The organism is Nostoc sp. (assembly GCF_036919575.1).
Classification (GTDB): Bacteria; Cyanobacteriota; Cyanobacteriia; order Cyanobacteriales; family Nostocaceae; genus Nostoc.
In genome coordinates this window covers 23,793-36,615 of sequence record NZ_JBALBY010000089.1, presented here as the reverse complement: position 1 = coordinate 36,615, position 12,823 = coordinate 23,793, and the positions used below count along the sequence as shown (strand labels likewise).

Below are 12,823 nucleotides of genomic sequence, written 5' to 3'. Positions count from 1 at the left end.
AAGAAAATCCGGTTCCCTCCCCTTTATAAAGGGGGGAAACAAGAAAATCCGGTTCCCTCCCCTTTATAAGGGGGGAAACAAGAAAATCCGGTTCCCTCCCCTTTATAAAGGGGGGAAACAAGAAAATCCGGTTCCCTCCCCTTTATAAGGGGGGAAACAAGAAAATCCGGTTCCTTCCCCTTTATAAGGGGAGAAACAAGAAAATCCGGTTCCCTCCCCTTTATAAAGGGGGGGAAACAAGAAAATCCGGTTCCCTCCCCTTTATAAGGGGGGAAACAAGAAAATCCGGTTCCCTCCCCTTTATAAGGGGAGAAACAAGAAAATCCGGTTCCCTCCCCTTTATAAGGGGAGGGTTAGGGTGGGGTAAAAGAATAACGAGGTTTGAAAAGGGTTTTTAAGAAAAAAATCGTGATTTTAAGAAAAAAATCGTGACTTTAAGAAAAAAGTCGTGATTTTAAGAAAAAAATCGTGATTTTAAGGAAAAAATCGTGATATTAAGAAAAAACTCGTGATATTAAGGAAAAAATCGTCAACTTAAGGGAGAAATTGTGATTTTAAGTGAAAAATTTTGAACTTAATCACAAAATCGCAACTTTACTAACGACAGCTTCAAGATCCGGGGTGATGGTTGTTGAAATTCTGTCTTGTTTAATATATTTTTATTTAGTACAAATATACTATTTTGCTGCTAAAATGCCTTACAAGTCAGCTAGCCTTACTTGAGGTAGTATGAAAAAAATCCTAGACACGGACAAAAAGCCTATTTTGCTGTTGCAGCCAACATCTGTAACTAGTGCGATCGCGCCACTGCAACTCCAAGAGAAAAAAATCATCAGTGAACAACAGTGTTTAATAGCACAAGTCGAACGGATTAATCAGATGGCAGAAGAGTTAGAAACAGCGATATTAGAGTTGAAAGCGATCGCTAACACACTCAATACTCAAAAACGTTACCCAGTTTTAAATGAGCAGCCATGCAAAAATATTTGTCAATATTTTGCAGTTAGCGTCCCTTGGGTGAAACGAAAGCCAGACAAATCATTTATTCTCACGACGCGAAGAGTTGATTTATTCCGAGCCGAAAGGGAAGCCGCACTGCTAGCAGAGCAACTTCGTCAGCAAACCAAAAAAAGATTAGCATCGCAGCAACACCGAAAAAATAAGAGTCGGGCTGAAGCTGACACCAAATGCTTGTTCAAAAAGGTATTACTCAACAAATCTTAAAATTATCGGCAACTCACCCCTAAGGTTGTAACAGTTATGCTGATTGAAGTGGCAGAAGAGATTTATTCCTCAAAATTGCTAGATACCACGCTGCCATTGCTAATTGCAACCATAGTTGGTGGCAATTAGGCAAAGCTCCCCTCAGATTTGCACTCCCGTAAAATTCAGAGTGCAACATCAGGGACAATCAATCAGCGCACAGAAGAGGTAAAAAGAAGGTGTTAAACACACTTTTAGTGATTGCCGTTGGTTTTTTACCGTCCCTGATTTCCTTGTGGGTGATCCGCAAAACCCATTTGCGATCGCGCTTACGGCTTAGACAAGCAGCCATGAATTTTCCATCGGTGCAGCAAGGGCAAAACGTCAGATCGGTTGAAGGCGATCGCTATTATCTAGAAGGGGTGGGTTATCTGATTGGCGATATCAGCTGCAAATTTAATGCCCGATCTGGCTACATTCGCTGTGCTGTCAATCCCGAAGGTCCGTGTAACGGTTGCCGTCACTATGAACCTAAGAAATTCGCTGATAGTGAAAAAAAGGCTTAAGAGTGCTTGCTTAGTACTCAACTGACAAAGCGACTTCATAGCACATTCCCAAATACAACCGGGGAATGATAAAATCATTACTAATTATAATAAATTTGTATATACAAAGACTTTGAATGTTTGTCTTTGCATGGTGGAATAAGAATGATTTAATAGAATTCGTGCAATAGTGTAAATCTGCATCATTTTGTTTGCAGATTATAACGAAGAAGAATTCAGAATTCAGAATTCAGAATCCATTCTGGATTCTGTGTAATGGTTACTGAGTCGAAGTAGGGGCGCAGAAAATCTCGTTTCCAGCTTCTTGCTAGAAATGCCGATCCTGGTGGCTCTGCCGCAAGTTACGGAGGCGGAGCCTCAATGAGGGGCATTCCCAGTCGGAGACTGGGAACGAGATAAAATTTTTTCCGTGACTCTTCGCCCTGACTTGACTGCTCGGTTATTCTGAATTCTGAATTCTGACCCCTGAATTCTGTCTTCTGACTCCTTCTCATTATTAGCTTTTGCCGAATATCTAATAACTACATGATTATCCAACGATGAACAACGCGATCGCCAGGACAACAGCATTATTATCAACTTGCGCTTTGCTCCTAACAGGCTGTGGTGGTGGCACTAAGACTGTGACAAATTCTGCAACTAATAGTCCAAATAGTACCACAAATAACCCTGCAACTGATACCACAGCGACAACGGGTACATCGTCGGGTGCTATTCCCATCGGTATTGCCGTTGCTCAAACTAGCAACGTAGCATTACTAGGTCAAGAAGAAGTCGCTGGAGCCAAACTTGCCGAGAAGTATTTCAATAGTAAAGGTGGTGTTAATGGCACACCAATTAAATTGGTGTTTCAAGATACTAGCGGGGATGAAACCGGGGCAATTAACGCTTTTCAAACTTTAATTAACAAAGATAAAGTTGTTGGGATTGTCGGCCCAACTTTATCACAGCAAGCCTTTAGTGCTGACCCCATTGGCGATCGTGCAAAAGTACCAATTATTGGACCATCAAATACTGCTAAAGGCATTCCCGAAATTGGTGATTACGTTGCTCGTGTTTCTGCACCAGTTTCCATCGTCGCGCCTAATTCGGTGAAAGCTGCACTGAAGCAAAACCCCCAACTTAAAAAAGTTGCAGTTTTCTATGCTCAAAATGATGCATTTAGCAAGTCAGAAACGGAAATTTTTCAGCAAACAGTTAAGGATCAAGGGCTGGAATTGGTAACAGTACAAAAATTCCAAACCAGTGATACAGATTTTCAAAGTCAAGCTACGAATGCGATTAATCTCAAACCAGATTTGGTGATTATTTCTGGTTTGGCTGCGGATGGTGGTAATTTAGTCCGACAACTGCGGGAACTGGGTTATAAAGGCTTAATTGTTGGTGGTAATGGTCTAAATACATCGAATATATTGCCAGTTTGTAAAGCGCTTTGTGATGGCGTATTGATTGCTCAAGCTTACAGTCCAGAACATCCAGGTGAAATTAACGCCGCATTTCGCAAAGCCTATAATGACGAATACAAAAAAGAGCCACCCCAATTTAGCGCCCAAGCTTTTGCAGCAGTGCAAGTTTATGTCGAAGCACTTCAAGCTTTAGATAAAAAGAGCAAAGTCAACAAATTACAGCTACCAGAATTACGGACGGAATTAAATAAACAGATACTTGTGGGAACATACAATACACCACTGGGTGAAATTGCTTTTACTCCCATAGGTGAAGTTGTGCAAAAAGATTTCTATGTAGCCCAAATCAAGATGGCAAAAGATGGTAGCCAAGGTAAATTTACATTTCTAAAATAGTTGCTACATGAATATAAATCTGTTTTTGCAGCAATTATTAAATGGGTTATCCATCGGCAGCGTCTATGCAATTTTTGCATTAGGATATACCTTGGTTTATTCTATTTTGGGCATCATTAATTTAGCTCATGGCGCGATTTTTACCTTGGGTGCATATTTCACTTATGCCCTTATGGGTGGTAACTTTGGATTTAATGGCTTGTTGGCTAATGCAGCCTTGCCGATAAAATTACCATTTGCTATATCCTTAATTTTAGGAAGTACCTTGGCGGGATTGATAGGGGTAATCATGGAACGCGTTGCTTTTCAACCTTTGCGCCGTCAAGGATCTGATCCTTTACTAACTGTTGTTTCCAGCTTGGGGGTAGCAGTGGTAATTGTGAATTTAATCCAGTATTTAGTAGGCGCCGAAAGTTATACATACCCTGCAAATACTTATGGTAATTTACCCCCTGCGATTAACTTTGGGAGTTCAGAAAACCCAATTCCGATTCGCAGTGTTCAGGTGGTAATTTTTAGTGTATCAATGGTGATTGTGGCAATTCTTACCTATTTTATCAATCGGACTAAATATGGTAAGGCAATGCAGGCGATCGCCGAAGATCCGACTACAGCTAGCTTGTTAGGAATTAATAGCGATCGTTTTATCATTTTAACATTCTTCATCAGCAGTTTTTTAGCAGGATTAGCGGGAACTTTAGTTGCTTCTAGTGTTAGTATTGCAGGGCCATATTTCGGCATTGCTTTTGGATTGCGGGGTTTAGCGGTAATTGTCTTAGGTGGTTTAGGTAGTATTCCTGGTGCAGTGTTGGGAGGTTTGTTAATTGGACTAGTGGAGGCGTTTGTACCCGCCGAATACTCTGGATATAAAGACGCGGTAGCCTTTGGAATTTTGTTTCTCATGTTATTAGTTAGACCCCAAGGTTTGCTAGGACGGCGGTTTATTCAGAAAGTTTAAGGTTCAGGAGACGTAGCAGGGCTATTTCACTCTCATCTAGCCCGCCTCAGAATGAATTCTGAGTCTAATAGCGAAAGTCGTCTAAAAACGACTAAGTACAGCATTTCATAAATCCGTGACGAATTGAGTGAGCTACTAGTAAGGCTTTGGGAGACTTGATAACGCTACGAACTTGTGAAATTCTGTACTAAGAAAAGGTTATAGTCCGTTTTAACGGACTTTAGTTATTAGCCCGGAACTTTAGTTCTGGGCGGTTTATGTCAAAAACGAAATAGCCCTGGAAGACGTAACCCTATGAAAACATACACAAAACAAAAATTAACTTTTGATCAATTCTTAGAACAGTGTCCAGAAGAAGGTTTATATGAACTTGTAGATGGAGAAATTGTAGAAGTGCGTGCAACCAGAAATCATGATGATGTCGCTGACTTTACGGCTGACTCTTTCAAAGATGAAATTAAACGTCTAAATCTGAATTACGTAGTAAAAAACACAGCAGTCTTTAAAACTATAACTGCCAATGGAATAGAACAAGGGCGCAAGCCTGATGTAAGTGTGATAGATAAAGATAGATGGCGCTTAAATCGTTCTGCTTATTCTGCACTTGAAGAACCCATCCAGTTAGCTATAGAGGTAACATCAACTAATTGGGAAGATGACTACATTGATAAATTAGATGAATATCAACGCTTAGGGATTACAGAATATTGGATTGTAGATTATTTAGCGATCGGACTAAGAGAGTATTTAGGAAATCCAAAAGTTCCGGCTGTATTTGTTTTTCTATTAGATGCTGAGGGAAAATACCAACGCAGACTGTTTAGAGGTTCAGAACGAATTGTGTCACGAACTTTTCCTGAACTGGCGCTGACAGCAGAGCAAATATTAACAGCTTAATAGTTGAGAAAAGCAATAGTTTAATTAAGCTTAATTAAAATGGCTGATTTTTTCGCTACTTACGGTTCTCTAATTGTCTCTATGGTATTGGGGGCGCTACTAGGATTATCGCTTTACTTACCGCTAATGACTGGACAATTGTCTTTAGCCAGTCCGGGATTTTATGCTTTAGGTGGATATATTGCAGCAATTTTATCCACAAAAGTTTTGACATCTAGCAGTAGTTTATATCCCATTCCATTGTTGTTATTGGAAATGTTAATTGCGGGTATAATTTCTGGTTTATTGGGTATAATAGTGGGAATTCCAGCGTTACGGTTGCGAGGAATTTATTTAGCGATCGCAACTATCGCTTTTGTGGAAGTTTTGCGCGTCATCTCCCTCAATTTGGATATTACAGGCGGTGCTGTGGGAATTTTTGGCATTCCTCAACCTTTCCAAACACAACTTGAATATTTATGGATTGCTTTACCCTTACTATTAATTAGTATGGTTCTGCTTTATCGTTTAGAACGCATCCGCGTCGGAAGGGCTTTTATCGCTATCCGCGAAGATGAATTAGCTGCGGGTGCAATGGGAATTAATCCCACTTATTACAAAGTTTTGGCATTTACATTAGGGGCTATCCTAGCAGGGATGGTAGGTGCAATTAGCGCCCACTTCCTTAATACCTGGAATGCTCGTCAAGGTACTTTTGATGCCAGTATTATATATTTAACTTTTGTTTTGATTGGTGGTTCGAGAAGTTTTTTAGGCCCAGTAGTCGGAGGTATGGTATTTACAGCCTTACCAGAGATTCTGCGAAGTCTCGCTGATACTGGTGGCTTACCTAATTGGTTAGCACAATTTTTGCGCGATGGAAGATTAATTATTTTTGGCTTACTAATAGTAATAGGTACAATCTTTTTTCCCCAAGGGTTAATTACTCCAGAAATTTTTCCAAGACGCAAAACCCAAAAGTGAACTATTCATAATAATATGCAAAAATGTCAAATGATGTCCAGGCAATTAAGCATAATACCCGGAACCCCAAAGAGCCAAAGCTGCGCTTTAGCTCCCCTCCCCGCAGGCGGGGAGGGGTTGGGGGTGGGGTTCTTTTATTATGAGTAATTTGGCAGACATGACATCACATAGTATTTCGGGAGATAACAACAGTATTGTCTTAGAAGCAAGAGCATTGACTCGCCGCTTTGGTGGTCTAGTGGCGGTAAATAATGTATCTTTTAGTGTAAATAAACATGAGATTTTTGGACTGATTGGCCCGAATGGTGCTGGTAAAACAACACTGTTTAATTTGATTACTGCCTTCATTCCACCTTCTAGCGGTCAATTAATTTATCAAGGTGCAGAAATTTCCCAACTGCGTCCCGATCAAATTGCGGCTTTAGGTATCGCCCGTACCTTCCAAAATATCCGCTTGTTTGGGGAATTATCGGCCTTAGAAAATGTGATAATTGCCCGACATTTACACACTAAAAGTAATATGATTACAGGAATTTTGGGATTACCACCAGCGCCTAGTGAAGAATTTAAAACTAAACAAAAAGCTTTAGAATTATTGGATATGATTGGCTTGAGCGATCGCGCTGACGAAAAAGCCAAAAACTTTGCTTACGGCGATCAGCGTCGGCTAGAAATTGCCCGCGCTTTAGCATTAAAACCGCAAATCTTACTTCTCGATGAACCTGCGGCGGGGATGAACCCTAACGAAAAGCAGCAATTGAGTGCATTTATTCGCAGCCTGCGCGATCGCTTCAATTTAACGATCATCCTTATAGAACACCATGTACCATTAGTTATGGGTTTGTGCGATCGCATTGCCGTTTTAGATTTTGGTCAATTAATTGCTTTGGGTGAACCATCTATAGTTAGAAATGACCCGGCTGTAATTGAAGCTTATTTGGGAAATGAATGAATTTATTTAGAAAAAATACTCACAAATTCTTCTAAAGAATTCACAGCGATCGCGCTATCCATTAAGCTTTCTAATTTTTCCACACTTTCGCCCTCAAGCCTTACTTCCACTTCATGGGGAATTTCACCAAAGCGTCCTCGCAATATTCGGATTAAGTGCTGTCTTGCACCTTGCTGAAGACCTTGCTGAAGACCTTGCTGAAGACCACGTTGTTCGCCTTCAGCAAGTATTTCCTGATACCAAGGCGATTCTCGTAATACTGCCATATCCCACCTCATGATTTGTTGTACTAAGGGCGTGTCTAACACAAAGCTAGCAAAAAATGCCAACAATGATTCTAACTGGTTCAACTGTGCATCTGCTCGTAGCACTTGTAAAGCGCGTTGTACAACTGATGCTTCTCCTCCTCCTCGCAGGATTGGCACAAAAGGTAACAACGATGGTAATGGTTGCCCAAACACTATCTCAGCATCAATTTCCCACAAATTAATCACGCGATAATCTTGGATGGCACGTAATCCCAAAAATTCCTGCTCGTAACTATTGACAATAGTTAACGTAGATGGGGGCGGTAAGATGTTAACAAGTACGGGGTAAGTTGGCAGTCGGTAGCGCTCTTGTGCTAGTGCTGCATAAGCTCTCATGCGTAGAGGCATATCTGCCGTATAACGCAACTGTAGTTCGTTGAGTACGAGAAAATCGCCCTGGGTAGCACTGTACGCCTTCACTAACACATCTGTTTCGCGGCTAATCCACTGAAACTCCGAGCCGAGAATTTCCTTAGCGACCACTTCGGGACGCTGTGTTACCCACTGTACCCATGCATCGGGAGCTAAACTAATCAGTCGTTTACTACCTATATCTGCTGCTTTTGCCACAGGATGCTTAATATGCTGATCAGAACTAATAATACACCACAACAATTGCAGTATTTCGTTGCTACTTTCTTTTTTGTTGCGATGTCTACGACGAACTACGCCTACATTGATGTATGTTAAATTGTGAATCAGCATTCAACATTTATGGATGTAAACCGCCGATGAACGCCGATAGTAAACCAGATTATACAATTTTAGAACTTCAAGAACTTAATGTTAATTATGGCGGTATCCAAGCTCTGAAAAAGATTAATTTAATTATTCAAAAAGGCGAGGTAGTTACTCTAATTGGTGCTAATGGTGCTGGTAAAACTACTACACTTCGCGCCATATCTAAAATAGTTAATCCTCAGAGTGGCGTGATTATCTATAATGGACATCATATTACCCGCCGCCAAGCTCACGAGGTTGTAAAACTTGGTATCGCCCATTGTCCTGAAGGACGCAGAGTATTAGCGCGGCAAACAGTGTTTGATAATTTACTTTTGGGTGCTTATATTCGCTCCAATCAAGCCGAGGTAAAAAAAGATATTCAGCGCCAATTTGAGCTATTTCCCCGCTTGTCCCAAAGACGCAATCAGCTAGCAGGAACCCTCAGTGGTGGTGAACAACAAATGTTAGCGATCGCTCGGGCTGTAATGAGTAAACCACAACTGTTACTTTTAGATGAGCCAAGCTTAGGTTTAGCACCTGCGATCGTCAGGGAAATCTTCTCCATTATTGAAAATCTCCGGGCTACAGGCGTAACTATTCTGTTAGTTGAACAAAACGCTAATCTAGCGCTGCAAATTGCCGATCGCGGTTATGTTTTAGAAGCTGGTTCTATAACTTTAACAGGTGCAGCATCAGAATTAATTAGTGATGAACGAGTGAAAAAAGCTTATTTAGGGTAATTAATTAAATTAAAAATTGGGAGGTACAAACACATGATAAAATTAGCAACGAAACCTCTGACTTTACAGGAGTTTCTAAAACTGCCAGAAACAAAACCAGCCAGTGAATATATCAATAGTCAAATTATTCAAAAGCCCATGCCTCAAGGAAAGCATAGCACATTACGGGGTGAGCTATTTAGTGCGATTAATGAGGTAGTTGAGAGTCAAAAAATTGCCCTTGCTTTCCCAGAATTGCGATGTACTTTTGGTGGGCGTTCAATTGTCCCTGATGTAGCTGTATTTGCTTGGGAGCGAATTCCCTTAGATGAAGGTGGAGATGTGGCGAATGTTTTTCACACCTATCCAGACTGGACAATTGAGATTCTTTCACCAGATCAAAGCCAGACTAAAGTAACCGGAAATATCTTACATTGTCTAAAACATGGTAGTCGTTTAGGTTGGTTAATTGATCCAGGCGATCGCTCTGTTTTAGTTTATCCACCAAAGCAGCAACCAGAACTTTTACAAGAATCACAAGAAATATTACCAGTTCCCGATTTAGTTAGCGGCTTTCAGTTAACTGTAGAACAACTATTTGGATGGTTGAAGTTATAAGCAATTCTATTTAATTTGTGCAACCCGCAGATCCCCGACTTCTTTGAGAAGTCGGGGATCTTGATGATTCAGGATTGCTATAGCTTTGGGAATACTAAAGGTAGTAATTTACTGAAGTCAGAGCGAGATAATGGATTTCGTGAATTTAAGTAAACCTACACTGATGCTACTGATAACTTTTCCTAATCATTAGTATTATTAAATATTATTACAATTTTGTCATAATATATTAATATATATAGCCCTCCTTGCAGATATCTATATTTGTTTAGCGGCGAATTCTATTCACCGGAATCATTAAACCCATGAGTCAAATAGTCTGGATAGCAAGACACGCTAACCGCATCGATTTCGTAAACCCTGATTGGTTTCTCACCGCCGAACGACGCTACGATCCATCCTTGTCTAACGATGGTATGGTGCAGGCACAACAGTTAGCTAAACGATTGAAAAGAGAAAATATTGGCCATATTTTCGCTTCTCCCTTCCTGCGAACCGTACAAACGGCAAACGCAGTTGCAGAAGTTCTGAATTTGCCGATCAAATTGGAAACAGGTTTGAGTGAATGGCTAAATCCAGTTTGGATGACAGAAGAACCCGAAAGACTCTCAACTCCAGCATTAGCAAAATTATTCCCCAGAATTGACACCAGCTACACTTCGCGCATCGCCGCCAAATATCCTGAAACTCACGAAAAAGTGCGAGAACGTTCTGGGCAAACTGCTAGATGTTTAGCTACTGAGTTCTTCCCAGAGGATATCCTGCTAGTAGCACATGGCGCATCTGTGTTGGGGGCAGCAATGGGGCTAGTGGGGGAAATTGCCAAAACAGAAGTTAAAGCTTCTTTATGTTCCTTGGTAAAAGTGGTACGCCAAGACCCAAAATGGTTATTAGAACTAACGGGAGATACTTCCCATTTAACCCACATAGAAGAAGTTATTCGATTTGCTTAAACCTCTGATAGAGATTTGCGTTCATGGCTTCTGCTACGTTGGGTATATCCTACAAAAAAAGTAATTAATTCACAAATAAGTTCTATGACTTTTTTACTAGCAGGAGACATCGGCGGTACGAAAACTATTCTGCGATTGGTTGAAACATCAGACTCACCAAGTTTACATACTATTTATCAGGAAACTTTCCACAGTGGCGATTTTCCCGATTTAGTACCAATTGTGCAGGAGTTTTTGGTTAATGCTAATGCACCAATACCAGAAAAGGCTTGTTTTGCGATCGCAGGGCCCGTTGTCCAAAATACAGCCAAGCTGACCAATTTGGCTTGGTTCCTGGATACCGAACGTCTAGAACAAGAATTGGGTATTCCGCACGTTTCTTTGATTAACGACTTCGCCGCCGTTGGCTATGGGATTTTAGGTTTAGAAAAACAAGACTTGCTGACGTTGCAAGTTGGCAACTCTCAACCCGAAGCCCCGATTGGAATTATTGGTGCTGGTACTGGCTTAGGGCAAGGATTTTTAATTAAACAGGGAAACTACTATCAAGTCTTTCCCTCAGAAGGTGGACACACTGATTTTGCTCCCCGGAACGAGTTAGAGTTCCAGTTGTTGAAATACCTGCTGGATAAACATGATATCCAGCGCGTTTCTGTGGAACGCGTAGTTTCTGGAATGGGAATTGTGGCAATTTACCAATTTTTGCGCGATCGCAAATTTCCCACCGAATCCCCAGATATTGCCCAAATCGTCAGAACTTGGGAACAAGAAGCGGGACAGGAAGAGAGAAGCGTTGATCCTGGTGCTGTCATTGGTACAGCCGCACTACAAAAACGCGATCGCCTCTGTGAACAAACTTTGCAATTATTTATAGACGCTTACGGTGCAGAAGCCGGGAATCTTGCCCTTAAACTCCTACCTTACGGTGGCTTATACATCGCTGGTGGAATTGCGCCCAAAATCCTGCCCTTAATTCAAAACAGTGGTTTCTTATTAAATTTCACCCAAAAAGGTAGGATGCGCCCCCTCCTCGAAGATATTCCCGTGTATATTATCCTGAACTCGCAAGTGGGGCTAATTGGTGCTGCTTTATGTGCTGTTAGGTTATAACAGCTAGCATCATCAGTGAGATCAGCATCTCAAAAAGTCAAAAATATGACAGTTAAAAATCTGTTGCCATTCATCGCCGCCACCTTTGTCTGTGGTGGATGTGTTCTGGTGGAAGCGCGTCAACCCAAACCTCCAAAGGTTGTTGTCAAACCAACCGTTTCTCAACCCGTGCAGCCAAAATGGAAGTTATTCACCGCTCCAGATGGGCGCTTTACTATTTTGATGCCGGGAAGCCCCAACAGAAATACCCAATCCCAAAAAACTTACATGGGGGAAATTAACTTAAAAATATTTGTCGCTCAACCACCAAAACAGGAAGTAGCATATGTAGTTGCTTACAATGATTTTCCTTATAGTTACGGTCAAATGGCTGACCCCCAAGCTGTACTTAATAATGCCCGGGATATGGCTCTTAAGACTACGAAAAGTCATTTAATTAGTCAACGAAATATTCGTAGTTCCAATAATCATCCTGGCAAAGAAATTGAGTACATCAATTCTGGAGGGAAAATCACTAAAAGTAGAATGTATGTTGCTGAAGGAAGATTATATCAAGTAATGGCAATAACCACAAAAAAACAGCAGAAGACATTAGCTAAAACCATTACGGGGTATTTAAATTCCTTCCATGTAGTTTTGAAAAAGTGAATTGAAGAAGAATTCAGAATTCAGAATTCAGAATTAGGATTGCGATCGCAGTCCTAATTCATTTGTGAAAATTTCTGTTGATTCCTCTCTCTGCGCTCTCTGTCTTGAAAAGTTCAGATGCCCAACTCTTGGAGACGCTACGCGTAGCAAGATCCCGTTCGCCCCTGGCGTCCCGTAGGCAAGGGTACGGCGCAGGCTCCGGGTAAGACCTGCGGTGGGCACCGGCATCGCCCGAAGTTGCCACAACGCTCTTAACCCGCCCAAGGCATGCCAAGAGTCCATTATAGCGTTTCCTAATCACATAAGGTACATCATAGCCCCCTCCTCGCATGCGGGGAGGGGGTTGGGGGTGGGGTTCTTGTATGTCACTCAAGCGAGAACCGCTATAGTCCGCATCCTGCTT

General features: G+C 41.4%; 14 protein-coding genes. 12 read left to right on the top strand and 2 right to left on the bottom strand.

Annotated features, from left to right (window positions below; genetic code table 11):
- Nucleotides 1-729: 729 nt before the first annotated feature.
- The 7 genes from V7K27_RS22940 (at nucleotide 730) to V7K27_RS22910 (ending at nucleotide 7,341) form a co-directional block, all read left to right on the top strand.
- A complete protein-coding gene (locus V7K27_RS22940; RefSeq protein WP_334950378.1) occupies nucleotides 730-1,224 on the top strand; it encodes a hypothetical protein in 495 nt (164 codons plus the stop codon).
- Nucleotides 1,225-1,442: 218 nt separating this feature from the next.
- A complete protein-coding gene (locus tag V7K27_RS22935; protein ID WP_334950377.1) occupies nucleotides 1,443-1,769 on the top strand; it encodes a DUF6464 family protein in 327 nt (108 codons plus the stop codon).
- A gap of 539 nt (nucleotides 1,770-2,308) precedes the next feature.
- Nucleotides 2,309-3,571, top strand: a complete 1,263-nt coding sequence (locus V7K27_RS22930; RefSeq protein ID WP_334950376.1) for an ABC transporter substrate-binding protein — start codon at nucleotides 2,309-2,311, stop codon at nucleotides 3,569-3,571.
- A gap of 7 nt (nucleotides 3,572-3,578) precedes the next feature.
- Complete coding sequence (locus V7K27_RS22925; protein WP_334950375.1) at nucleotides 3,579-4,529, top strand: branched-chain amino acid ABC transporter permease; 951 nt, start codon at nucleotides 3,579-3,581, stop codon at nucleotides 4,527-4,529.
- A gap of 294 nt (nucleotides 4,530-4,823) precedes the next feature.
- Nucleotides 4,824-5,426: a Uma2 family endonuclease gene (locus V7K27_RS22920; protein ID WP_334950374.1), complete on the top strand. Its 603-nt coding sequence runs from the start codon at nucleotides 4,824-4,826 to the stop codon at nucleotides 5,424-5,426.
- Nucleotides 5,427-5,465: 39 nt separating this feature from the next.
- Complete coding sequence (locus V7K27_RS22915) at nucleotides 5,466-6,389, top strand: branched-chain amino acid ABC transporter permease (RefSeq protein WP_334950373.1); 924 nt, start codon at nucleotides 5,466-5,468, stop codon at nucleotides 6,387-6,389.
- 139 nt (nucleotides 6,390-6,528) lie between these two features.
- Complete coding sequence (locus tag V7K27_RS22910; RefSeq protein ID WP_334950372.1) at nucleotides 6,529-7,341, top strand: ABC transporter ATP-binding protein; 813 nt, start codon at nucleotides 6,529-6,531, stop codon at nucleotides 7,339-7,341.
- Nucleotides 7,342-7,343: 2 nt separating this feature from the next.
- Here V7K27_RS22910 and V7K27_RS22905 read toward each other — a convergent pair whose 3' ends face one another.
- Nucleotides 7,344-8,219 (bottom strand): Rpn family recombination-promoting nuclease/putative transposase, encoded by an 876-nt coding sequence (locus tag V7K27_RS22905; protein WP_334950379.1) that lies wholly within the window; start codon nucleotides 8,217-8,219, stop codon nucleotides 7,344-7,346.
- Between the two features lie 161 nt (nucleotides 8,220-8,380).
- Here V7K27_RS22905 and V7K27_RS22900 point away from each other — a divergent pair, with 161 nt between their 5' ends.
- The 5 genes from V7K27_RS22900 to V7K27_RS22880 all read left to right on the top strand — a co-directional run bounded on the left by V7K27_RS22900 (nucleotide 8,381) and on the right by V7K27_RS22880 (nucleotide 12,420).
- The gene (locus V7K27_RS22900) at nucleotides 8,381-9,112 is read left to right on the top strand and encodes an ABC transporter ATP-binding protein (protein ID WP_334950371.1); all 732 of its coding nucleotides are present in this window, start codon (nucleotides 8,381-8,383) and stop codon (nucleotides 9,110-9,112) included.
- A gap of 33 nt (nucleotides 9,113-9,145) precedes the next feature.
- Nucleotides 9,146-9,709, top strand: a complete 564-nt coding sequence (locus tag V7K27_RS22895) for a Uma2 family endonuclease (protein WP_334950370.1) — start codon at nucleotides 9,146-9,148, stop codon at nucleotides 9,707-9,709.
- A 305-nt stretch (nucleotides 9,710-10,014) separates the two neighbouring features.
- A complete protein-coding gene (locus V7K27_RS22890) occupies nucleotides 10,015-10,662 on the top strand; it encodes a histidine phosphatase family protein (protein ID WP_334950369.1) in 648 nt (215 codons plus the stop codon).
- An 84-nt stretch (nucleotides 10,663-10,746) separates the two neighbouring features.
- Nucleotides 10,747-11,772, top strand: coding sequence for a glucokinase (locus V7K27_RS22885; protein WP_334950368.1), 1,026 nt, complete (start codon nucleotides 10,747-10,749; stop codon nucleotides 11,770-11,772).
- 45 nt (nucleotides 11,773-11,817) lie between these two features.
- Complete coding sequence (locus V7K27_RS22880) at nucleotides 11,818-12,420, top strand: hypothetical protein (protein WP_334950367.1); 603 nt, start codon at nucleotides 11,818-11,820, stop codon at nucleotides 12,418-12,420.
- Between the two features lie 33 nt (nucleotides 12,421-12,453).
- Here V7K27_RS22880 and V7K27_RS22875 read toward each other — a convergent pair whose 3' ends face one another.
- On the bottom strand, nucleotides 12,454-12,702 hold the full coding sequence (locus V7K27_RS22875; protein ID WP_334950366.1) for a hypothetical protein: 249 nt from the start codon (nucleotides 12,700-12,702) through the stop codon (nucleotides 12,454-12,456).
- Nucleotides 12,703-12,823 lie beyond the last annotated feature (121 nt).